The organism is Arthrobacter sp. B6, assembly GCF_001663775.1.
In the GTDB taxonomy this organism is placed as follows: Bacteria; Actinomycetota; Actinomycetes; order Actinomycetales; family Micrococcaceae; genus Arthrobacter.
This window is the reverse complement of record NZ_KV467168.1, coordinates 914,834-937,479: the sequence shown is the minus strand read 5'-3', so window position 1 is coordinate 937,479 and position 22,646 is coordinate 914,834. Positions and strand designations below refer to the sequence as shown.

Sequence of the window (22,646 nt, the reverse complement as noted above, 5' to 3'; positions counted from 1 at the left end):
GTTCCACCTCACTACCCAAGGAGTCCACGTGACCTCGGTCAGCCTGGGAATGCCGTCAGCACCGCCGCCCGTCCTTGCCCCGCGCCGCAAGACGCGCCAGATCAAGGTCGGATCCGTGGGAGTCGGCTCGGACAGCCCCATCAGTGTGCAGTCCATGACCACCACACCCACCACGGACATCAACGCCACGCTGCAGCAGATCGCCGAACTCACAGCCTCAGGCTGTGACATCGTCCGCGTGGCCTGCCCGTCCGCGGACGACGCCGAGGCGCTGCCCATCATCGCCCGCAAGTCCCAGATCCCGGTCATCGCGGACATCCACTTCCAGCCCAAGTACGTCTTCGCGGCCATCGAGGCAGGCTGCGCCGCGGTCCGTGTGAACCCGGGCAATATCCGCAAGTTCGACGACCAGGTCAAGGAAATCGCGAAGGCAGCCAAGGACCACGGCACGTCCATCCGGATCGGCGTCAACGCCGGGTCGCTGGAACCGGGCATCATGAAGAAATACGGTAAAGCCACGCCTGAGGCACTCGTGGAATCCGCAGTCTGGGAAGCGTCCCTGTTCGAGGAGCACGGCTTCCACGATTTCAAGATCTCGGTCAAGCACAATGACCCCGTCATCATGGTGGCCGCCTACGAGATGCTGGCCGAAAAAGGTGACTGGCCCCTCCACCTCGGCGTCACCGAGGCAGGGCCCGCCTTCCAGGGAACCATCAAATCAGCCACCGCCTTCGGCGCCCTGCTGTCCAGGGGCATCGGCGACACCATTCGGGTCTCCCTGTCCGCCCCTCCGGTGGAGGAAATCAAGGTCGGCAACCAGATCCTGCAGTCCCTCAACCTGCGCCCGCGCAAACTCGAGATTGTCTCCTGCCCGTCCTGCGGCCGCGCCCAGGTGGACGTCTACACCCTCGCCGAACAGGTCACGGCAGGCCTGGAAGGCATGGAAATCCCGCTGCGTGTGGCCGTCATGGGCTGCGTCGTCAACGGTCCGGGGGAGGCCCGCGAGGCGGACCTCGGCGTGGCCTCGGGTAACGGCAAGGGCCAGATCTTTGTGAAGGGCGAGGTCATTAAGACTGTCCCCGAGGACCAGATTGTTGAGACACTGATCGAAGAAGCCATGCGTATTGCCGAAGAGATGGGGGAGCCCGATGGCGAAGATGCTGTCAAGGGTAGCCCCGTGGTTAGCGTCTCATAAGGACGGCACTGCGCCGGCGGGTATCACTGTCCGCACCTTGGCAGGTCCGGACACGTCGGCACTGCGCCGCCTGGCCCAGCAGGATCCGGTAGCCAACGTCTTCATCCTTGCCCACCTGCGGTCTGCCGGTACCGCCGCGCCCACCACGGGCGGGGCGTCGGTCCTGGGCGTGTTCGACGACGGAACGCTGGTGGGTGCCTGCTGGACAGGAGCCAACCTGGTTCCGGTCGAGCTGGATCCAGCATTTGCCGGGCTGATTGCCGTGGCAGCCAACCGCTCAGGACGCCGGTATGCCTCGGCCTTTGGCCCCGCCGAACCGGTGCTGGCCCTGCACGCTGAGATGGCGGCGCTGGGCCACACCGCGCACGAGGTGCGCCCGGAGCAGCCGCTGCTCACCCTCGCGGGGCCGCCCTCCGTGGAACCGAACACGGAACTCGCACGGGGAACGCTCGCCGACTTCGACCGGATCCTCCCAGCCTGCGCCGCCATGTTCGAAGAGGAAGTGGGCTATTCGCCGTTTTTGGGCGGACGCGAATTTTACAGCCGCCGCGTGGAAGGCCTGATCCGGCAGGGACACTCGCTGGTACACCTCGACTCGGCCGGCGACGTAATCTTCAAAGCCGAACTCGGCGCCGTGACGGCGGAGGTCACGCAGGTGCAGGGCGTGTGGATGAACCCCCTGTACCGCGGCCAGGGCCTCAGCGCCGGCTACATGGCGGCAGTCGTGGAACAGGCGCAGAAGATCGCTCCCGTCACCAGCCTGTACGTCAACGGCTTCAACACCCGGGCCAGATCCACCTACGAACGGGTCGGATTCACCCAGCGGGGCACGTTCGCCACCGTGCTTTTCTAACGGGCCCTGCTGTCCCCGCGTGTACAGCGTCCGGGGCGGTGTCAGCCGCCCACTCCGTCCAGCTCACCGGTCAGGTAACGCTGGACGTTCGGAGCCACGAGCCGCACCACCTCCTCCGCTGACGCCGAAGAAAGTGGCTCCAGCTTGACCACGTACCGGACCAGCAGAAGGCCCACCATCTGCGTTGCCACCAGGTTGCCCCGCAGGGCAACTTCTTCCGGCGGCCCGGGCACCCCGGCCGTGATGCGGCTGATGATGGTCCGGGTCACCACTTCCCGCAGCAGCAGCGTCCTGGCCCTGGAGCCAATGGTGCCCCGGATAAACGCCACGAGGCTGTGTTGGGCCGGGCTCTCCCACAACCGCAGCGCCGCCCGCACAATCGCCTCCGCCCGGTGCTCCGGGTCGTACTGGTCCACGCCCTCCAGCATCTCGGCGGGGTCCGCCGGAAGTGCCACGCACAGCGCGAAGAGTTCGTCCTTGCCCTTGAAAAAATGATGGATCATGGCCGGATCAACACTGGCTTCCCGTGCGATCTGCCGCAGGCTCGTGCCGTCGAACCCGCGTTCAGCGAAGAGGCGACGGGCGGTGGCCAGGATGTTCTCCCGGGACTCGGTTGCCCCTTCGCGCCGTCCCCTCCTGCCGGAACCAGGCCTCCGGGCCTCCTGTGTGCCGCTCATGCAGTCTGCCGCCTGAGCGTGAGGGACGCCAGCACCAGGACGCCCAGGACGATGGCCAGCATGATTCCGGTGTCCAGCCACAACCGGTCAGTAGCTTCGGCGTTCGCCGCGATCTCCTGCAGCGCATCCACCGAAAAGGTGAGCGGCAGGACGTTCGAAATCGACTCGAGGACCTCATTCATTCGGTCACGCGCCACAAAGAGTCCGCATAACAGAATCTGGGGGACCACCACGACGGGCATAAACTGGACGGCCTGGAATTCGGTCCGGGCGAACGCGGAGCAGAGCAGCCCCAGGGCCACGCCCAGGACGGCGTTGATGACGGCAATCATGACCACCAGGGCGGGGCTGCCTTTGATGTCCAGGTCGAAGATCCAGTAGGCAACGGCCGTGGCAACCAGCGACTGCAGGGCAGCCATGATGGAAAACGCGACTGCGTAACCGAACAGTAAATCCGCTTTGTGGATCGGCGTGGTGAGGAGCCGCTCCAATGTCCCGGACGTCCGTTCCCGCAGCATCGTGATGGAGGTGACCAGGAACATCACCACAAACGGGAAAATGGCCAGCATCATCAGGCCCACCCGGTCGAAGGTCCTGGGCACGCCGGGAGGGAGCGTCTCGTTCTCGAACAGGAAGTACACGGCCGTCAGCAGGAGCGCCGGTACCACCAGGATCAGGGCAATGCTGCGGGGGTCGTGCCGCAGCTGGTCCAGGACGCGTCGGGCCGTGGCCAGCATCATCACCGGGTTCATGACCGCACCGTCCTTTCCGGGGTTGTGCCGCTTTCTGCGGTGGCGGTGCCGTCGACGGTCGGGGCCCCTTCGGGTGTCGCCGTGCCTTCCGCTTCCCGGATCATGTGCAGGAACGCCTTCTCAAGGTCGGTGCTGTGGCCCCGCCTGCTGAGTTCCGCCGGCGTCAGCTGCGCCAGGAGCGTGCCTTCGCGCAGGAGCAGCAGGGAACCGCAGTGGCTTGCTTCCTCCATCACGTGGCTGGAGACCAGCAGGGTGGTCCCGGCCTCGGCCATGGATCTGAAGCGGTCCCAGAGGTCCGCACGGAGGACCGGGTCAAGGCCCACAGTAGGCTCATCGAGGACCAGCAGCCGGGGGCGCGCCACCAGGGCGCAGGCCAGTGATACGCGGCTGAGCTGGCCGCCGGAAAGATCCGCGGTTTTCTGCCGGGACTGCTGTTCAAGCCCGACGGCGGCAATCGCCTCCGCCGCATCGTTGCGCCTTTTCCGGTGCATCGCCCCGAAATAGCGGACGTTGGCTTCCACGGTCAGGTCAGGGTAGACACTCGGGGACTGCGTCACGTACCCCACCCGATGCCGGAGGGACGGATGGCCGGCCGGAAGGCCCAGCACGCTGACGGACCCCGAACCCAGCTTCTGGACTCCTACGATGGCCCGCATCAAAGTGGTCTTTCCGCTGCCCGACGGGCCCAACAGGCCTGTGATCCTTCCTGTCGGGATGGCAAAGTCCAGGCCCCGAAGGACAGGAACCTTTCCCCGGATCACGTGCAGGGACTTTGTGGCCACAGCCACGTCACCGCCGGGACCGGCCAGGGCTGCTACTGCTGAGTGGGACATGGCTGCCTCCGAGTACTCGTGGCCTGAATTCACCACCTGATGAATTAAAGCTAGACCTGTCATGTGGGGCCGTCAACGACGCCGAATGGGTAAAACCCTTGTCAAGGTGTCGGCGATCACATAGGTTCGATCTAGCTGCGCTGGAGTGTGGGTGGGCGGTCTCACCAGTCCTCACCAGTACCAAGCGTCAACGCCGTGGAGCCACGCCCGGATGCAATGACCAGCCGTTTACGGCCAGGGGCTTTGCATCGCCGGGCGTGGCTCTATTGCGTCCCGGGCGATCGCTGGCCCGTTACGGATCGCGCAGCAGGGGAAGGGCGGCTTTGCCGGTAGATTAGTACCCAGACGAATTGCCCGGCTCTGCTTTCCAGCAGCTATTCCCCAGAAACGGATACCGACCCGTGGTCACAAGACTGTCCAAGCTATTCCTGCGTACCCTCCGTGAAGATCCCGTCGACGCCGAGGTCGCCAGCCACCGGCTGCTGGTCCGGGCCGGCTACATCCGGCGCGCGGCGCCCGGCATCTACACCTGGCTGCCGCTGGGGCTCAGCGTGCTACGCAAGGTCGAGGCCGTCATCCGCGAGGAAATGGCGGCCATCGGCGCCCAGGAAGTGCATTTTCCGGCCCTGCTGCCGCGCGAACCCTACGAGGCCACGAACCGCTGGACCGAATACGGCGAAGGCCTGTTCCGGCTCCAGGACCGCAAAGGTGCCGACTACCTGCTGGCTCCCACGCACGAGGAAATGTTCACCCTCCTGGTCAAGGACCTGTACTCCTCGTACAAGGACCTGCCGCTGAGCCTCTACCAGATCCAGAACAAATACCGCGATGAGGCCCGCCCCCGGGCCGGCCTCCTGCGCGGCCGCGAGTTCATCATGAAGGACTCCTACTCCTTCGACGTGGACGACGCCGGCCTGGACGCCAGCTACACTGCGCACCGCGGCGCCTACCTGCGCATCTTCGAGCGGCTCGGCCTGGAGGTCATACCCGTCACCGCGACTGCCGGTGCCATGGGCGGCTCCAAGAGCGAGGAATTCCTGCACCCCACCGAGATCGGTGAGGACACGTTCGTGCGCTCCGCCGGGGGCTACGCCGCCAACGTCGAAGCCGTCACCACGGTGGTGCCGGCCGAAATCGGCTTTGCGGATGCGCCGGCTGCAGAAGTCCTGGACACCCCGGATACCCCCACCATCGAAACGCTGGTGGCCGCATCCAACGAGCTGGCTCCCCGCAGCGAGGCCGACGGCGGCCCCTGGACTGCCGCCGACACCCTCAAGAACGTTGTCCTCGCCGTCACCCTGCCCACCGGTGAACGCCAGCTTGTGGTCATCGGCCTGCCCGGTGACCGCGGCGTGGACCTGAAGCGCGTGGAAGCCAACATCGGATCCTTCCTTCCCATCGGCGGCGAGATCGGCCTGGAAGCAGCCAACGATGAGGACCTGAAAAAGCAGCCCCTCATCGTCAAGGGCTACCTTGGCCCCGGCCTGACACTGGACGAACCCCTGCTGGGCAGCGAAAGTTCCACCAAGCTCCTGTACCTCGTTGATCCCCGGGTCGTCAGCGGCACCGCCTGGGTCACCGGGGCCAACGAGGCCGGAAAACACGTCTACGGCCTCGTGGCCGGGCGCGACTTCACCTGGGACGGCGTCATCGAATGCACCGACGTCCGCGAAGGCGACCCTGCCCCGGACGGCTCCGGCCCGCTGGAGATCGCCCGCGGCATCGAGATGGGCCACATCTTCCAGCTCGGACGCAAGTACGCAGAAGCCCTTGAGCTGAAAGTCCTGGACCAGAACGGCAAGCAGGTGGTGGTCACCATGGGTTCCTACGGCGTGGGTGTCACCCGGGCCGTCGCAGCCCTGGCCGAGTCCAACCATGACGACAAGGGCCTGACCTGGCCCCGCGCCGTCGCACCGGCAGATGTCCATATCGTGGCCGTCGGCCGCGGCGACGAAATCTTCGCAGCAGCCGAGAAGCTGGCCCTGGAACTCGAAGCCGCCGGGCTGGACGTCATCTATGACGACCGTCCCAAGGTTTCCCCCGGCGTAAAGTTCGGCGACGCCGAACTCGTGGGCGTCCCCACTATCCTGGCCGTCGGCCGTGGACTGGTGGACGGTGTCGTGGAGATCAAGGACCGCCGCAGCGGCGAAGCGGAGAACGTTGCAGTGGACAAGGCGGTTGACTACGTGGTTACCGCCGTCCGCAACAGCTGATCCGCAGCGTTGATCTCGGGTTTCGAGTCGATCCAGCTCACCACCCTCATCCTGATTGTGGTGGCCGGATTCGCTGCAGGCTGGGTGGACGCAGTGGTGGGCGGCGGCGGACTGATCCAGCTACCGGCGCTGCTGCTGGTGCCGGGCATCACCCCCGTCCAGGCCCTTGCCACCAACAAGATGGGCTCGATCTTCGGGACTACCACCAGTGCCGTCACGTACTACGGGCGCGTCCGGCCGGACCTGAAGACGGCGCTGCCCATGGCAGTGATCGCCCTTGCCGGCAGTTTCGGCGGGGCGGTGTTGGCCGCAAGCCTGCCGGCGGGCGTGTTCAAGCCCATCATCGTGGCCGCACTGGTCGCCGTCGCACTTTTTACCGCCCTCAAGCCCAACGTCGGGGACATCACCTTGCTGCGCCACGACGGACACACGCACTACGTTGTGGCGTGCATGATCGGGGCGGTGATCGGTTTCTATGACGGGCTGATCGGACCCGGCACGGGCTCGTTCCTGGTCATCGCCCTTGTGTCAGCCATGGGGTACGCCTTCCTGGAGGCCAGCGCCAAAGCGAAGATCGTCAACATGGCCACCAACGCCGGTGCCCTGCTGTTTTTCCTTCCGCACGGCTCGCTGCTGTGGGGTGTGGGCCTGCTGCTGGGTGTGGCCAACATGGCCGGCGGATACCTGGGAGCCCGGACCGCGGTGAAGCAGGGGAGCCGTTTCGTCCGGGTCGTGTTCCTGGTTGTCGTGGGTGCCCTGATCATCAAACTCGGCTACGACGTCTGGCAGGAGAACTTCACCTAGTCATCTCCAGCAGGCCCGGCGTCCCGGTCCTTTCCCGCCCTCGTAGGAGGACCCGCAGAGGCGTACCATGCTGCTATGTCAGCAGGCGCCGGACAATATTCCGAAGCACTCGCAGCCGCAGCCCGCCATGCACAGGAGTGGCTGGAGAGCCTGCCGGACCGCCACGTCGGCCCGGGTGCGGCGGCCCACGATCTGGTGGATGTTTTCGCCGGACCACTGCCCCCGCAGGGCATGCCCGCCGCGGAGGTCGTGGACTACCTTGCCCTCAAGGCGGAGCCGGGCCTGATGGCCATGCCGTCGGGCCGTTTCTTCGGCTGGGTCATTGGTGGAACCCTGCCTGCGGCGCTGGCCGCCGACTGGCTGGTCAGTGCCTGGGACCAGAATTCCGGCCTGCGCTATGCCACCCCGGCCATTGCCGCGATTGAAGAAGCCGCCGGCCGGTGGCTTCTTCAGCTGCTGCGCCTGCCGGAGGATGCCGACGTCGGCTTCGTCACCGGGGCGACCATGGCGAACTTCACCGGCATGGCCGCGGCGAGGTGGCGCCTGATGGCCGACGCCGGCTGGGACCTGGACCGCGACGGCCTGGCAGGTGCTCCACGGATCAGGTGTTTTGTGGGACAGGAGCGACACGACACCGTCGACCTCGGGCTGCGCTACCTGGGCCTGGGCCGGCCCGCCGCGGTCCCGGCGGATGCCCAGGGCAGGCTGATTCCTGCGGAACTGGACCGGATGCTTTCGGAGGGCTCCGGTCCCGCCATGGTGTGCCTCCAGGCCGGGAACCTGCATTCCGGGGCCTTCGACCCGTTTGACGAAGCCATCGGGGTGGCGCGCCGCCATGGCGCCTGGGTCCACATTGACGGTGCCTTCGGGTTGTGGGCCGCCGCGGTGCCTGAACTTGCTGATCTCGTCAGGGGTATGGAGCTGGCCGATTCGTGGGGGACCGATGCGCACAAGACCCTGAATGTCCCCTACGACTGTGGCATTGCCATCGTCAAGGACTCCAACGCCCTCCGCAGCGCCATGGGACTGCACACCAGCTATCTGATCCACGACGCCGAAGGCCCGGGTGACCCGTTCGAAAAGGTTCCGGAGCTGTCACGCCGGGGGCGCGGAGTTCCGGTGTGGGCGGCCCTCCGCTCGCTGGGCAGCGACGGCGTGGCGGCCCAGGTCCGTGGCCTGGCGGACGCGGCTGCCCGGATCGCGGCGGGACTGGCCGCCGTGGACGGCATCGAAGTCCTGAACCCGGTCGACTACACGCAGGTCTCGCTCGCATTCGGTGACGACACCACCACCCGCGCCGTGACGGCCAGGGTCATCGAGGACGGCAAGGTATGGATGTCCGGATCCCGGTGGCAGGGCAGGGACGTATTGCGCGTCTCGGTAAGCAACTGGAGTACGGACATGGACGACGTCGGCACGGCCGTTGACGCTGTCACTTCGGCCTTCGCGGCGGTGCGGACGGGCAAAGCCTGAATTCCGCCGCTGCTGCACCCCGGGAGCCGGAGTTTTTGTCCAGATAATGGGGCGTGGCCGCGGTTTATCCCGCTGCATCTGGACAAAAACTCCCAGCCTGTCCCGGTTCCGGCAGCGAGTGCACGGACGGCAACCCGTCCATGGTCCGGCCAGCCAAAGTGCTGGCAACCCACAGCGAGCGCGCCAAGTCCCCCTGGTGGTGCGGGCGACCCGCATAGGAGAGGGCGTTCTCCACCTCCCGGGCAACGCCCCACTGGCGGGCCACCTCGCTGTCCAGGCCCGCCGCCTCGCTGAAATCACGGCACCGTTCCCGCAGCCCGGCCTGCGGGTCGGTGCGGGGAAGCTCCTGGATCCTGTTCCAGAGCAACGGCGCCACCGCGAACTCCGGGTCGCCAATCATGGGCTGCGGGTCGATGGCCGCAAATCCTGATCCGTCCTGTGCCGAGGGGCGGGCGAGGATGTTCAGGAAGTGAAAGTCGGTGTGCACCAGCACATCACGTCCGGAGCGGCGCCCTACGGCGCCGCGGGTCTGGCAGACTTCCAGGGCTGCTTCCAGCAGCCACCGGGGAAACGGACGGCCCTGCTGCTCCCAGTCCGCCGGCAGGTCGTCGCTCCACTGCTCGGCACGCCCGGCGATGTGGTCGAATTCCTGCCATTGTGGCCTGTGGTCGGGGACCAGGCTCAACTGCCGGACCAGCCCGCCCCATACGGCCACGGCTTTATCCATGGGGACGTCCTGCAGAGAACGGTCCGCCTCCAGCCGTTCCAGCAGCATTGAACAGGTTCCGGCGTCAGCCTCCAGCAACCTGACGGCGCCGTGGCCCGACCATAACTCCAGGGCATGGCGCTCCACTCGTGCTTCATCATGCGGAAAGGCCACCTTCAGCGCAGCCGGTGTTCCATCGTTGCGGCGGACCGGGACCACCACCCCGCCATGGCCGTTCCACGGCAGGGCGCCGGGAGCCAGATCGGGGGTGAGCCCCCAATGTTCCATCCGGCCACCCAACAGGGCCGGCAATGAGGCCAGCCATGCCCGTCCGGCGCTGCTTCGGGTGTATCTCACCGTTAGGTCCGGAGGGATCGGCACTTGTGTCTGCTGGCTCATCAGCTCCAGCGTAGTTGACCCGGGCGTCCGGGGGTGGGCACACATGCGTCCGCGTCCCCGGCATGAGGCTTATCGACGCCGGTCACACCACTCCGCTGGCCCCGAGCAGATTGCCGATGGTGAAAGTTGCCGCCAGGGCCAGCGCGCCGCCCACCACCACCCGGGCCGCCGCACGCACCTTGGAACCGCCCCCGATCCAAGCACCCAGCGCCCCGGTTAATGCCAGCGCCAACAGCACGGTGCCAAATGTCAGCGGAACCCGGATGCCGGGAGGGGGCAGGAGCATGGCCAGCATAGGCAGTGCCGCGCCGATGGTGAAGGCCACCGCAGAGGCGAAGGCGGCGTGCCACGGGCTGACGATATCCTCCTCGTCGATGTTGAGCTCCGCCGAGAGATGGGCGGCCAGTGCATTGTGTTCGGTCAGTTCCAGCGCCACCTGGCGCGCTGTTTCGGGGCTGAGGCCCTTGTCCTGGTAGATGGCCGTAAGCTCGGCAAGCTCTTCGTCCGGCTCTTCGGCGAGCTCCCGGCGCTCCTTTTCGATCAGCGCCTTCTGGCTGTCGCTTTGGCTGCTGACGGAGACGTACTCGCCCAGGGCCATGGACACGGCACCGCCCACCAGGCCGGCTGCACCGGCTGCCAGGATGGGTCCGGTGTCCGCCGTGGCACCTGCCACACCCACCACGATGGCGGCCACCGAGACGATGCCGTCGTTGGCGCCCAGCACTCCGGCGCGCAGCCAGTTGAGGCGCTGGGCCATTTCGTTGTCGTGCGGTTCGGTTTCGAGGTGGCGCTGCAGATCCTTGTTGTCCGCCGGAAGGCCGGCCGGCTCCTGGGAATCCATGAATTCAGCAAACCACCACTTGGACCTGCTTGCCAGTACCTGGCCTACGTGGCTGCCGGGGATGCGGTGGGGAAGGCGTCTGCAGGCGTTTCCTGCAAGGGCGGAAGCTGGGACTCGTCCAGGTCCAGGCCGGGAACGGCTCCGGGATCCCCGCCCCAAAGGAGTGTCCTCTCCGCGGCAGCCACGAGGGCCGCCACGGCCCAGCTGCGTGTGGGAGCTGTGCTCAATGCAACGACATCCCCGAAGGCGGTCAGGGTGCCGGTCTCCAGCCGTGCCAGACCCGCTGCCGGCGCACTTAGGAAGGCTGCATCAAGCACATAGCCGGGCTGTGCCGGAGGAACTTCCGCGCAATGCAGGGCGGCGTACGCCTCCGCCTCGTCCGCCAGGTCCAGGTGTTCGGCCAACAGCTCGGAGGCCTGGGCCGCGGCTGCAGGGTCAAGGCGGGTCAGCGCCGCCTGGTAACCGTAAACCGTCTCAAGTTCGGAATCCCGGGCGGCGGTGAGTGCCTGGCGCAGGCCAGGGCCGGCACCTTCGTCCGCCCTTTCGCCTTCACCGGACGGCCCGGCGATGGTGCACTCAGCAGTGGCGGGTGTGGGCTGTACGGAGGGGATGGCGGGTTCCTGCCATCCGGGCAGTTCCTCCGCCGGAACGCCGGCGATAGCCGCGGCGTCCTTTGCCGCCAGTAGCTGTGCGGCGCCGGCACCGGCGAGAAGGCGGGCCATGCCGCCGTCGGCCTCCAGCGCATCGGTGAGACGCATGGACCCGCTGGCGGAGAGCGCTGCCGCAAGTTCGGCAGCGGAGGACGTGCCTGCAGACGCCGAACCCCCGGGAGAGGCGTTCGGGCCCTCGGAGGCGCCCGGTGCTGCTTGCTGTCCCGAGTCCGTCCGGCTGGGCGCGGCGGCGGTGCCCCCGGGAAGCAACAACGCCCGGGCCTGGATGGTCAGCAAAGTCACAATACGGTCCAACGCGGCAGTGTTCTCAGGCCCTCCCTCACCGGCAGCCGCACCTGCCAGCGCCTGCCCGGCAGTCCGCAGGGCGAGGGTGTCTGCCAGCGCCGCGGCGCGGGCACGTTCGGAAAAAGGCGTTTCCGCAGGTGCAGGGGGTTGATGCGGGATGAGGGCCATGCCCAGGCTCAGCACCAGGAGGGCTGTGAGCGAAAAAACGGCGTACCGGAAATACCGCCCGCGGGCGGTGGTTTCGGTGCTAGCGTCTTTCACAACAGACCATGTTGTCACGCCGCACGGCAAACATGGTGCACCACTGCGCCCGGAAAATCGTTAGGCTAGTAGTCACAACATCATCTATCGGGAGGCGGCCGGCATCGTGAGTAATGCAGAAGCCACGACTTCATCAGACCGTACCGGAACGGGTAGGGCTGACGCTGCGCCTGCCTACAATCCGGAAGCTGCCCGGCTTCGGGCCTTACTTGAACCTTCGGTCCAGGCCAACCGCCTGTACCTTGAGGATGTTTCCATCATCCCGGGTTCGCACCGGGTGGTGCACGTAGTGGTTGACCTGCCGCAGGAAGAGACCGGCGGCGTCAATTTGGACGTCATCGCCGACATCTCCAAGGTCCTGTCCGACGTCCTGGACAACGACCCCGCCGACGACGGCCGTCCCTACGACCTTGAAGTTTCCTCGCCCGGCGTGGGCCGGCCGCTCACGGAAGAGCGCCACTGGCACAGAGCCCGCGGGCGCATGGTCAAAGTCAATGTCGTCCAGGGCGACAACGTCACCGGCAGGGTCAAGGCGGTGGACGGCTCCGGCGTGACCATCGTCCCGGAGATCGCCGTCAAGAAGGGCATGAAGCCCAAGCAGGGCGAACCCATAACACTTCCTTTCGACAGGATCCGCAGCGGAAAAGTCGAGATCGAATTCAGCCACCTCGACGAGGCCGGTCTGGAACCTGAGCACAATGGACCTTCTGAGGAGGCCTGATGGATATTGACATGAGCGCACTGAGACTTCTGGAGCGTGAGCGCGAAATCCCGCTGGACCTCCTGATTCCCACCATTGAGCAGGCGCTCCTGGTGGCCTACCACAAATCGCCCGGCGCTTTCGAGAAGGCCCGCGCGGAACTGGACCGCAAGAGCGGACACGTGACCATCTGGGCCGTGGAGATCGACGACGACGGCGCCCCGATCGGCGAGTTCGAGGACACCCCGGCCGGGTTCGGCCGGATCGCGGCGAGCACGGCACGGCAGATCATCCTGCAGCGCCTGCGGGACGTTGAGGACGACGCCGTCCTGGGCGAGTTCAAGGGCCGTGAGGGTGAACTCGTTGCCGGGCTTATCCAGCAGGGCAACAACCCGCACATGATCCAGGTCAACCTGGGCACTGTCGAAGCGCTGCTGCCGCCCCCCGAACAGGTGCCGGGGGAGAAGTACACCCACGGCAACCGGCTCCGCGCCTTGGTTATCGACGTCCACCGCGGTACCAAGGGTCCGTCCGTCACGCTTTCCCGCTCACACCCGGGCCTGGTCCGGAAGCTCTTCGAACTGGAAGTCCCGGAAATCGCGGACCGTTCAGTGGAGATCGTGGCCCTGGCCCGCGAAGCCGGCCACCGTACCAAGATCGCCGTCAAGGCCAACACCCCGGGCATCAACGCCAAGGGTGCCTGCATCGGCGAAATGGGTTCCCGCGTACGTGCCGTGATGACCGAACTGAACGACGAAAAGATCGATATCGTCGACTTCAGTGAGGATCCCGCCACCTTCATCGCCAGCGCCCTGTCGCCATCGCGTGTGAATTCCGTCACGATCATTGACGAGGCCACCCGGTCCGCCCGCGTTGTTGTCCCGGATTACCAGCTTTCGCTGGCCATCGGCAAAGAGGGCCAGAACGCCCGCCTGGCAGCAAAGCTGACCGGTTGGCGCATCGACATCGTCTCCGACGCCGCCGCGCCGCGCGAAAACTGAACCTCTCCCGGCGCGCCGGCCGACTGGGACACCTTCGGTCGGAGCGCCGGTTTCGGGCAGAACGGCCCCGAGGGGCTAGAATAGACAATGACCGCGCCTAACGGCCGGTATTCGTGCGCCCTTGTGTGCCCTCCCTGCAGTTCGCTGTGGCGGGCAGGTATGGGCAGGCAACCAGGTACGTCAGGAAGATGCTCCCCGTGGCAGAAGTGCTTCACAGCGAGAATCAACCGCAGCGTACCTGCATCGGATGCCGGAAGAAGGGTCCGCGGTCGGAGCTCCTCCGGCTCGTGGCTGATGCCAGCGGTTCGTCCGCTGTCCTGGTCGATGAACGACGCCGGATGGCTGGCCGGGGTGCATGGCTGCACCCCAGCGAATCGTGCCTGGCCCTGGCGGTCAAGCGGCGAGCATTCGGACGTGCCCTCAAGGGCGCAACCGGTACCGCCGACGTCGAACGCCGGATCAAGGCAGGCACGGGCGCTGAAGGCCCGCTGCAGATACTTCCGGTAGCTGCAGCAACAACCGTCCAACCTGAAAGCGGGTCAGAAAACTGATGGAAACCCGATGAGTTCCCAGCGATGAGTGCGCAACGATGACAACTTTGTTGCGCTCTGCAATGGGCCCTTCAGCCGCAGCCGCGGCGAGGGCCCGCAGTAAGAAGTAGACGGTTCGTGCCTGGCTCGGTGCGGACCGAGACAGGAGAAATGTGGCCAAGGTCCGCGTACACGAGCTCGCTAAAGAGCTCGGTATTACTTCCAAAGATGCAGTGACAAAACTGCAGGAACTGGGCGAATTCGTTCGCTCCGCCTCTTCCACCATTGAGGCCCCGGTGGTGCGGAAACTCCGCAACGCCTACCCCGACGCCGCGGCCAAGGCCGCAGCTCCGGCAGCGGCGCCCAAGGCGCCTGCCCCGTCGGCAGAATCACGTCCCGCAGCACCTGCTCCGGGTCCAGCAGCTCCCCAGGCCCCGACGCCAGCTGCTGCAGCCCCCGAGGCCGCAGCACCTGCAGCTCCGGCTGCACCCGCCGCCGCTGCTGCAGCTCCGGCTGCCCCTGCAGCCGCAGCACCTGCTGCGCCGGCTCCGGCCGCCAGCGCTCCGTCCACCGGAGCGAAGCCCGGAGCCCGCCCGGCCCCCAAGGCTGAGACCCCAGCAGCGCCCTCCCGCTCCGGCGGATCAGCGCAGGGCGGATCGTCGCAGGGCAGCTCTGCACCTCGTCCCGGCGGCCCCCGCCCGGGCAACAACCCGTTCGCCACGTCCCAGGGCATGCCCCGCGGCCGTGGTGGCGACGGAGAACGTGCACCGCGTCCGGGCAACAACCCCTTTGCTACTTCCCAGGGCATGCCCCGCCCGGGCGGAAGCCGTACCGACGGCGACCGTCCCGGTGGTCCCCGTCCTGCAGCAGGTGCCGGTGGCCCCCGTCCCGGTGGGCCGCGTCCGGCAGCCGGTGCGGGCGGTCCCCGTCCCGGTGGTCCGCGTCCTGCGGCCGGTGCGGGCGGCGCTGGCGGTCCGCGTCCCGCGGGGGCTGGTGGAAACCGTCCTACCCCGGGCATGATGCCCAACCGCACTGAGCGTCCCGCACCGGCTGGCGCCGGCGGACGTCCCGGTGGCGGCGGCCGTGGACCCGGACGCCCGGGTGGCGCTCCCGGTACCGGCGGCGCTCCGGGTGCCGGCGGCGGTGCTCCGGCTGGCGGTGGCTTCGGCAAGGGTGGCCGCGGTCGCGGTGGCACCCAGGGTGCCTTCGGCAAGGGCGGCGCCGGGCGTGGCAAGCAGCGCAAGTCGAAGCGTGCCAAGCGCCAGGAACTCGAGCAGATGAGTGCTCCGTCACTGGGTGGCGTCAGCGTCCCCCGTGGCGACGGCAGCACCGTCATCCGGCTCCGCCGCGGTTCGTCCATCACGGATTTTGCCGACAAGATCGAGGCAAACCCCGCAGCACTGGTCACCGTCCTGTTCCACCTCGGCGAAATGGCCACGGCCACGCAGTCGCTGGATGAGGAAACCTTCGCACTGCTGGGCGAGGAGCTTGGCTACAAGCTCCAGGTCGTCTCGCCGGAGGATGAGGAGCGCGAGCTGCTCTCCACGTTCGACATCGACTTTGAAGCAGAGCTTGAAGCCGAAGGCGACGAAGACCTCGAGGCACGTCCTCCTGTTGTCACCGTCATGGGCCACGTCGACCACGGTAAGACCCGCCTGCTTGATGCCATCCGCAAGTCCGACGTTATGGCGGGCGAGCACGGCGGCATCACGCAGCACATCGGTGCCTACCAGGTCACCCACATGCACGAGGACATCGAGCGGAAGATCACCTTCATCGATACTCCGGGCCACGAGGCGTTCACCGCCATGCGTGCCCGTGGTGCGAAGGTCACCGACATCGCCATCCTGGTGGTCGCAGCGGACGACGGCGTTATGCCGCAGACCGTTGAGGCCCTCAACCACGCGCAGGCAGCGAATGTGCCGATCGTGGTGGCCGTGAACAAGATTGACAAGGAAGGCGCCAACCCGGACAAGGTCCGCGGCCAGCTGACCGAGTACGGCCTTGTCCCCGAAGAATACGGTGGCGACACCATGTTCGTTGAGGTCTCTGCCCGCCAGAACCTCAACATCGACGAGCTGCTCGAGGCCGTCCTGCTTACCGCAGACGCAGCCCTGGACATGCGCGCCAACCCGAACAAGGACGCCCGCGGTATCGCGATCGAAGCCAACCTGGACAAGGGCCGCGGTTCCGTGGCCACGGTCCTGGTGCAGTCCGGTTCGCTGCGTGTCGGTGACACGATCGTGGCCGGTACGGCTCACGGCCGCGTCCGCGCCATGTTCGACGACGACGGCAGCGCCCTGACCGAGGCTGGCCCGTCCCGCCCCGTGCAGGTCCTGGGTCTGTCCAACGTGCCTCGCGCCGGCGACACCTTCTTCGTGACCGCTGACGAGCGCACCGCCCGCCAGATCGCCGAGAAGCGTGAAGCAGCCGACCGCAACGCCGCCCTGGCCAAGCGCCGCAAGCGCATCAGCCTGGAAGACTTCGACCAGGCCGTGGCCGATGGCAAGATCGACACCCTCAACCTCATCCTCAAGGGTGACGTGTCCGGTGCCGTGGAAGCCCTGGAAGACGCACTGCTCAAGATCGACGTCGGCGAAGGCGTGCAGCTGCGCGTCATCCACCGCGGCGTTGGTGCCATCACGCAGAACGACGTCAACCTTGCAACGGTGGACAGCGCCGTCATCATCGGCTTCAACGTCAAGCCTGCCGAGCGGGTTGCCGAACTGGCAGACCGCGAAGGCGTGGACATGCGCTTCTACTCCGTCATCTACTCAGCAATCGATGACATCGAGATGGCCCTCAAGGGCATGCTCAAGCCGGAGTACGAAGAGGTCCAGCTGGGCACCGCCGAGGTCCGCGAAGTGTTCCGTTCCTCCAAGTTCGGCAACATCGCAGGTTCCATCGTTCGCTCGGGCATCATCCGACGCAACACGAAGGCACGCATCAGCCGCGACGGCAAGATCATCGGCGACAACCTCACCGTTGAGACGCTCAAGCGCTTCAAGGACGACGCCACTGAGGTCCGTACGGACTTCGAGTGTGGTATCGGTCTTGGCTCGTACAACGACATCAACGAAGGCGACATCATCGAGACCTTCGAGATGCGCGAGAAGCCGCGCGTCTAAGTTGTTCTAGCTGTTACAGAGGGTCGGGGTCGTTGGATTTTTCCGGCGGCCCCGCCCTGGCACTCCGCGATTGAGGGGGCCCCGCCCCTACGACGGACGGCCAGCGATCTACGATCGTTGGCCGTCCGTCTCCGGCAGGCCCGATGCCACTCCCAGGCCCCCTCAATCGCTCCGCGCGTTGGGTGACAACCTCACCTTTGCGCGCCCCAAACTTTTCTATATCTATCTAGGAGTTGTTCATGGCTGATCCGGCACGTGCTGCCAAGTTGGCGCAGCGGATTAAGGTTGTTGTTGCTGAGGCCCTGGGCCGGAAGGTTAAGGATCCTCGGCTGGAGGGCATTACGGTTACCGATGCCCGCGTGACCAATGATCTGCAGCATGCCACCATTTACTACACCGTGTTCGGTGACCAGGCTGTCCAGGCTGACGCTGCCAAGGGGCTCGAGAAGGCCAAGGGCGTGCTTCGGCAGGAAGTTGGCCGGAACGTTACTGTCCGGCTTACTCCCAGCCTCGAATTCGTGGCAGACCAGATTCCCGTGGTTGCGTCCAACCTTGAGGAGCTTCTTCGCGAAGCGAAGAAGCGCGACGCCGAGGTTGCTGCCCTGGCTGAAAAGGCCAAGCACGCCGGCGACGCCGATCCTTACAAGCGTGACGTGCCCGCCGATGTGGACATCGACGAGGACGACTTCGACGAAGAGGACCTCGACCTCACCGACGACGAAGAGCTCGACGAAGACGGCAAGAAGTAGCCCTCTGGCCCCATCGCGGGGATCACAGGAAGGCCCGGACCGCAGACGCGGTTCGGGCCTTCTGCTTCCCAGAAAGGCTTCTTCTTCAGCTACCGGATCTCGGCCCTGATCACCTTGCCGGCCGGAGGTGGCGGGTCTGCTGCTGGAGCGGAGCCCGGGCCAGGCGGGAAATCAGGGAGCGCATCGATGGTGGCGAACAGCGTCCTGCCGTGGATTTCCACGTCAGCCGGCTGGTTCACCGCCAGGAACTGGGAGCGGTGGCCCTTCCAGGCCTTGAACTTCAGGATCTCGTTCCCGAACAGTGAGGCTACGTACACGTCTCCGGTGTTCGCCACTGCCAGCCCGGTGGGGCTTAGGATGCCGTCCGCCCAGAGCTTGGTTGCGCCGGTCCAGGGGTTGACCTTGAAGATCGCGCCGCGGGCACCCAGGGCCGGGCTTTCCGGGCCGCCGGGCAGTGAGGACACGTACAGCCAGCCGTCCGGGCCAATCTCCACATCGGTGGGGACAGGCTCAAAAGCGTATGTAAGCCCTGCGCAGGCCGGCGCACCAAGTGATGCCGCTGCCTCTGCCGAAAGCTGCGTAGGCCGGGGAGGCAGGACAGCCAGGGCAGTGGTGTGGCCTGAGTGTATGTTGACTTTCAGGATTGCGTTCGAACCTGCGTCGGCCACGTAGGCCGTGTTTCCCTGGACAGCGGTGGCGTACGGATTGGAATCCAGGGCGCCGGTGTACTGCGGCGGGGTTGCATTCGGAATGGCTGATGCTTCCGCCAGGCACCCGGCGCCTGCGTCAGGACCGAACCCGTAGTGCTGGTTGGCATCAGGGTTGGCTTTCCGCTCGTAGTCCGCCAGATCTGCGATGGTCCGGACATCACCCCGCGGGCTGATCGCCTTCAGAAAGCCCCGCAAGTCAGCGGCCGGGCCGCCTGCGCCAAAGCCCTCAAGGAAGAATGTGGTGGCGCCCCGCGTTTCCACGCCGGCGACCCCCCAGTCCTTGGGAGCCTGATAAATGTTGTCGACGGTTCGGTCCCTGTTGATGCGGCTGAGCGTGCCTGCAAAGTCCTGGGTTACATAGACAGATTTGTTGGTACCTACAGCCAGGTGCAGCGGCGAGACGAGCCCGTCCGCCAGCTTCTCGTAATCCCGCTTCCAGTCGGATGCGGTGGCTGGGTTCGCCGGTGCCATAACGGCGATTGCCGCCATGCAGGCGATGAGGGTGAGTCTTCTCTTCATTGGGTACTCCGGGATTGGCGCCCTTGTCGGGCCGGATATAGGAAGCCTCGCGTGAGGCAATAAATTCGAAACCCCCGGCCGCCAGATTATGCCTCCCCAGCAACAATGTCGTCGGGAATTTCCCCCTAAAGAGCCCCCTGTTTGACCCCTAACGCGGGTGCTGTGGCTAGGATCTAGCTATGACTCTGGCGAGCGACAACCACGATGCCACCCGATACCTGGAACAGGCCGTTGAGCTGGCCGTGAAGAACGTCGCCGCCGGCGGGGGTCCATTCGGGGCGCTGGTGGTCACTGCGGACGGCCGAGTCCACGAAGGCATCAACCGCGTCACCCGGGACAACGACCCCACAGCCCACGCCGAGGTGGTGGCGATTCGGACGGCGGCCGCCGCCACGGCCAAATTCGACCTGCGCGGGGCTGTCCTCTACACGAGTTGCGAGCCGTGCCCCTTGTGCCTGTCGGCGGCCCTGTGGGCCCGTATCGACCGGGTCTATTTCGCTGCCGACCGCCATGGCGCAGCGGCAGCGGGCTTCGACGACGCTGTGTTCTACGAATACTTCAGCGGCACCCGGCCGGAACTGTTGCCGGTCGCCCAAGCTGCAGTGCCGACGTCGAACGCTCCGTTTGATGCATGGCGGAGCAACAAGCACCGCACCGACTACTGACCGGAAAGCAGGGCGCACAGATGGGACCCACCGCACCGGCACCAACCTTGGTTACCTGCCCCAACTGCGGGAAGACCAACCGGATTCCCGCCGCTGCTGCCGGCCACCCGCGCTGTGGAAGCTGCCGGAGCGACCTGCCCTGGATCGTCGACGCCGGGGATGACGACTTTGCGTTGCTTGCGGAACAATCCCCGGTGCCTGCCCTTATCGATTTCTGGGCTGCCTGGTGTGGTCCCTGCCGGATGGTGAGCCCCGTGCTGGACAAGCTCGCGCGGGAGCGGGCAGGGCGGATCAAGCTCGTCAAGGTCGACGTCGACCGGTCCCCGCAGCTTTCCCGGCGGTTCGACGTCCAGGCCATTCCCACCCTGATGGTCGTCGTCGCCGGCAAAGTGGTGGCCCGGCAGGCCGGGGCAGCCCCTGCGGCAGCCCTTCGTTCCTGGCTCGACGGAGCACTCGCAGGCAACCGAAGCTAGGTGTCCGTACTCAACCCGGCGCGCTCCGGCAGCCGGCCCACGCCCTCCACCAACTCATCGCGGTCGCCGCACAGGGCGATCCGCACCCAGCCCTCGCCGATCGAGCCGAAAGCGGTTCCCGGCGCTAGTGCCACGCCCGACTCGGCGAGGAACCGCCGGACCCAGCCGCGGACGTCGCCGTCGCTCACGTGCGAGACGTCAGCCCAGAGGTAGAACGCACCTTGCGCATTCAGGTACCGGATTCCCTTCGCATCGAGGACGGCGGAGGCGGCATCGCGGTTGGCACGGTAGTGGGCGTGGGCGTTCGTGACGTAGTCCTGCGGGCCGGTCAGGGCCGCGAGCGCGGCATACTGCGACGGGGATGCAACGCAGGAAACGATCGCTTCCATCACGTTGTTCATCTTCTGCTCCAGCCCCGGCGGGCAGACCAGGCCGCCGATCCGCAGGCCGGTCAGGCCGTACGTCTTGGACAGCGTCAGTGACGTGAAGACGCGTGCTTCGCCGGGGACGTCGCTGTCGAACCGCGCCGGGCTGATGTGGGGCACGTCGTAAGTGAAAGCCTCATAGCATTCATCGGAAATGATCCAGAGGTCGTGCTTCCGGGCGAAGGCCACGAGCTGCCGGGTCAGGTCCTCTCCGAGTACCGCGCCCAGCGGGTTGGAGGGCGAATTCAGCATGAGCACGCGGGTGCGTTCCGTAATCAGGACCTCCAAATCCTGGATCCGGGGCTGGAAGTCCTGCTCCGGGTACAGCGGGTACCCCACCGGGACCGCGCTGAGGAGCCGGCTGGTCATGGCGAATGTGGGATAGCCGGGATTGGGAATCAGGATCTCATCGCCGGGGGAAAGCAGGAGGCTCATGGCAAGGTGCAGGCCCTGCTGGGCCCCGTCCACCACGTACACGCGCTCGGCACCGATGCTGTGGCTGGCGCCGGCGCCTTCGCTGAACCTGGCAGCAAACGCTTCGCGGAGCTCCGGGATGCCGGCGTTGGGCGTGTAGTTGGTCTCGTCCCTGTCCAGGCATGCCATTCCGGCTTCCAGGACGTGGCGGGGGAGTGCGAAACCAGGTTCGCCGATGCTCAGGACGATGGCGCCCGGAGTACGCCAGGCGGCCTCGGTAATTTCGCGGATCTGGTTGACGGGGACGTCTCGCGCGTGCGCGGCAAGCTCAGGCATGACTGCCATCCTAACGGTGGACCGCAGCCCACCGCGGGCCGGGTCGCGCCAAGGGGACTGGGCAGGCGCCGGTGTTGACGCCGATATACTGGGAAGCGTGCTTTCTGGACTGGTGATAGTGGACAAACCGCAGGGATGGACCAGCCATGATGTGGTTGGCCGGATGCGGCGCATCGCCGGTACCCGGAAAGTGGGGCACGCCGGGACCCTGGATCCCATGGCCACCGGCGTCCTGGTGGTTGGCATCAACAAGGCCACGCGCCTTCTCACCTACATCGTGGGCACCTCCAAGACGTATACCGCCACCATCCGGCTGGGCCAGTCCACCGTTACTGACGACGCCGAAGGCGAGGTCGTTGCCTCCACCAGCGCTGCCGGCGTCACCGACGAAGCGATCCACGACGGCGTCGCGGCCCTCACGGGGCGGATCCAGCAGGTGCCCAGCAGCGTCAGCGCCATCAAGGTCAACGGCGAGCGGGCTTACGCACGGGTGCGTTCCGGCGAAGAAGTGAAGCTCGCTGCCCGGCCCGTCACCATCCACCGCTTCGAGGTGCACGGCATTGGCCGGCAGCCCGGCACCCGGCCATGGGATTCGGACGTAGTGGACATCGACGTCACAGTGGAGTGCTCCTCCGGCACGTACATCCGAGCCCTTGCCCGCGACCTGGGAACTGCGCTGGGCGTCGGCGGGCACCTGACGGCGCTCCGCCGGACCCACGTCGGCCCCTACTCGCTCGAACAGGCGCGGACGCTGGAACAGTTGGCCGAGGACCTTCAGGTCCTGGAAATGTCGCTCGCCGCCCGCGCCCTGATGCCCAACCGGGAACTGACCGCCGAGGAAACCACGGAGATCTCCTTCGGCCGCAGGATCGCGGCCGGCGCGGAGGCAGGCAGCCCCGGGGCTGCCACCGCGGAACATCCGGCCGCCGCTTTTGCCCCTGACGGAAGCCTCGTGGCGCTCCTGGCGGATTCCGGCAACTTTGCCAAGCCCGTGCTGGTGTTCGCACCCGGCAACGGCGCCCGGGAGTCGTAG

The 22,646-nt window shown here is 66.5% G+C and carries 21 protein-coding genes; 13 read left to right on the top strand and 8 right to left on the bottom strand.

Features of this window, described 5'->3' with window-relative positions:
- The first annotated feature begins 28 nt into the window (after positions 1 to 28).
- Positions 29 to 1,195 (top strand): flavodoxin-dependent (E)-4-hydroxy-3-methylbut-2-enyl-diphosphate synthase, encoded by a 1,167-nt coding sequence (ispG, locus tag AU175_RS04010; protein ID WP_066286035.1) that lies wholly within the window; start codon positions 29 to 31, stop codon positions 1,193 to 1,195.
- Positions 1,158 to 2,048: a GNAT family N-acetyltransferase gene (locus AU175_RS04005; protein WP_066290512.1), complete on the top strand. Its 891-nt coding sequence runs from the start codon at positions 1,158 to 1,160 to the stop codon at positions 2,046 to 2,048. The genes ispG and AU175_RS04005 overlap by 38 nt, the downstream gene beginning before the upstream one ends.
- A gap of 41 nt (positions 2,049 to 2,089) precedes the next feature.
- Here the strand turns inward: AU175_RS04005 and AU175_RS04000 are convergent, their stop codons facing one another.
- From AU175_RS04000 to AU175_RS03990, 3 genes are read right to left on the bottom strand one after another with little or no spacing between them, the layout of a single operon-like run.
- Positions 2,090 to 2,725, bottom strand: coding sequence for a TetR/AcrR family transcriptional regulator (locus AU175_RS04000; RefSeq protein ID WP_066286033.1), 636 nt, complete (start codon positions 2,723 to 2,725; stop codon positions 2,090 to 2,092).
- Entirely contained in the window at positions 2,722 to 3,465 is a 744-nt protein-coding gene (locus AU175_RS03995) for an ABC transporter permease (RefSeq protein WP_066290510.1), read from the bottom strand. The genes AU175_RS04000 and AU175_RS03995 overlap by 4 nt, the downstream gene beginning before the upstream one ends.
- An 8-nt stretch (positions 3,466 to 3,473) precedes the next feature.
- Positions 3,474 to 4,310 (bottom strand): ABC transporter ATP-binding protein, encoded by an 837-nt coding sequence (locus tag AU175_RS03990; RefSeq protein ID WP_082979003.1) that lies wholly within the window; start codon positions 4,308 to 4,310, stop codon positions 3,474 to 3,476.
- A gap of 401 nt (positions 4,311 to 4,711) precedes the next feature.
- On the opposite strand from AU175_RS03990, the gene AU175_RS03985 reads away from it, so the two are divergent.
- The 3 genes from AU175_RS03985 to AU175_RS03975 all read left to right on the top strand — a co-directional run bounded on the left by AU175_RS03985 (position 4,712) and on the right by AU175_RS03975 (position 8,800).
- Positions 4,712 to 6,523: a proline--tRNA ligase gene (locus AU175_RS03985; protein WP_066286031.1), complete on the top strand. Its 1,812-nt coding sequence runs from the start codon at positions 4,712 to 4,714 to the stop codon at positions 6,521 to 6,523.
- Between the two features lie 9 nt (positions 6,524 to 6,532).
- Positions 6,533 to 7,327, top strand: coding sequence for a sulfite exporter TauE/SafE family protein (locus AU175_RS03980; RefSeq protein ID WP_066286030.1), 795 nt, complete (start codon positions 6,533 to 6,535; stop codon positions 7,325 to 7,327).
- Between the two features lie 75 nt (positions 7,328 to 7,402).
- A complete protein-coding gene (locus tag AU175_RS03975; protein WP_066286029.1) occupies positions 7,403 to 8,800 on the top strand; it encodes a pyridoxal phosphate-dependent decarboxylase family protein in 1,398 nt (465 codons plus the stop codon).
- 64 nt (positions 8,801 to 8,864) lie between these two features.
- Here AU175_RS03975 and AU175_RS03970 read toward each other — a convergent pair whose 3' ends face one another.
- From AU175_RS03970 to AU175_RS03960, 3 genes are all read right to left on the bottom strand, one after another.
- A complete protein-coding gene (locus AU175_RS03970; RefSeq protein WP_066286027.1) occupies positions 8,865 to 9,905 on the bottom strand; it encodes an aminoglycoside phosphotransferase family protein in 1,041 nt (346 codons plus the stop codon).
- Positions 9,906 to 9,987: 82 nt separating this feature from the next.
- Positions 9,988 to 10,746, bottom strand: coding sequence for a VIT1/CCC1 transporter family protein (locus tag AU175_RS03965; protein WP_066286026.1), 759 nt, complete (start codon positions 10,744 to 10,746; stop codon positions 9,988 to 9,990).
- A gap of 44 nt (positions 10,747 to 10,790) precedes the next feature.
- Positions 10,791 to 11,963 carry a DUF4439 domain-containing protein gene (locus AU175_RS03960; protein WP_231938451.1) on the bottom strand — a complete coding sequence of 391 codons (1,173 nt, stop codon included), beginning with the start codon at positions 11,961 to 11,963 and terminating at the stop codon, positions 10,791 to 10,793.
- Between the two features lie 106 nt (positions 11,964 to 12,069).
- Here AU175_RS03960 and rimP point away from each other — a divergent pair, with 106 nt between their 5' ends.
- The 5 genes from rimP (at position 12,070) to rbfA (ending at position 18,071) form a co-directional block, all read left to right on the top strand.
- Entirely contained in the window at positions 12,070 to 12,684 is a 615-nt protein-coding gene (rimP, locus tag AU175_RS03955) for a ribosome maturation factor RimP (RefSeq protein WP_066286025.1), read from the top strand.
- Entirely contained in the window at positions 12,684 to 13,664 is a 981-nt protein-coding gene (gene nusA / locus AU175_RS03950) for a transcription termination factor NusA (protein ID WP_066286023.1), read from the top strand. The genes rimP and nusA overlap by 1 nt, the downstream gene beginning before the upstream one ends.
- Positions 13,665 to 13,852: 188 nt before the next feature.
- On the top strand, positions 13,853 to 14,215 hold the full coding sequence (locus tag AU175_RS03945; RefSeq protein ID WP_156642172.1) for a YlxR family protein: 363 nt from the start codon (positions 13,853 to 13,855) through the stop codon (positions 14,213 to 14,215).
- 152 nt (positions 14,216 to 14,367) lie between these two features.
- Complete coding sequence (gene infB, locus AU175_RS03940; protein WP_066286019.1) at positions 14,368 to 17,322, top strand: translation initiation factor IF-2; 2,955 nt, start codon at positions 14,368 to 14,370, stop codon at positions 17,320 to 17,322.
- A 239-nt stretch (positions 17,323 to 17,561) separates the two neighbouring features.
- Positions 17,562 to 18,071 (top strand): 30S ribosome-binding factor RbfA, encoded by a 510-nt coding sequence (gene rbfA / locus AU175_RS03935; protein WP_066286017.1) that lies wholly within the window; start codon positions 17,562 to 17,564, stop codon positions 18,069 to 18,071.
- A gap of 89 nt (positions 18,072 to 18,160) precedes the next feature.
- Here the strand turns inward: rbfA and AU175_RS03930 are convergent, their stop codons facing one another.
- The gene (locus tag AU175_RS03930) at positions 18,161 to 19,300 is read right to left on the bottom strand and encodes a ScyD/ScyE family protein (RefSeq protein WP_066286015.1); all 1,140 of its coding nucleotides are present in this window, start codon (positions 19,298 to 19,300) and stop codon (positions 18,161 to 18,163) included.
- A 179-nt stretch (positions 19,301 to 19,479) separates the two neighbouring features.
- Between AU175_RS03930 and AU175_RS03925 the strand changes: the two genes are divergently transcribed.
- Entirely contained in the window at positions 19,480 to 19,965 is a 486-nt protein-coding gene (locus tag AU175_RS03925) for a nucleoside deaminase (protein WP_066286014.1), read from the top strand.
- 20 nt (positions 19,966 to 19,985) lie between these two features.
- The gene (trxA, locus tag AU175_RS03920; protein WP_066286013.1) at positions 19,986 to 20,438 is read left to right on the top strand and encodes a thioredoxin; all 453 of its coding nucleotides are present in this window, start codon (positions 19,986 to 19,988) and stop codon (positions 20,436 to 20,438) included.
- Here trxA and AU175_RS03915 read toward each other — a convergent pair.
- Positions 20,435 to 21,613: a pyridoxal phosphate-dependent aminotransferase gene (locus tag AU175_RS03915; protein ID WP_197497031.1), complete on the bottom strand. Its 1,179-nt coding sequence runs from the start codon at positions 21,611 to 21,613 to the stop codon at positions 20,435 to 20,437. The genes trxA and AU175_RS03915 overlap by 4 nt on opposite strands.
- Before the next feature lie 97 nt (positions 21,614 to 21,710).
- On the opposite strand from AU175_RS03915, the gene truB reads away from it, so the two are divergent.
- On the top strand, positions 21,711 to 22,646 hold the full coding sequence (gene truB / locus AU175_RS03910) for a tRNA pseudouridine(55) synthase TruB (protein ID WP_197497127.1): 936 nt from the start codon (positions 21,711 to 21,713) through the stop codon (positions 22,644 to 22,646).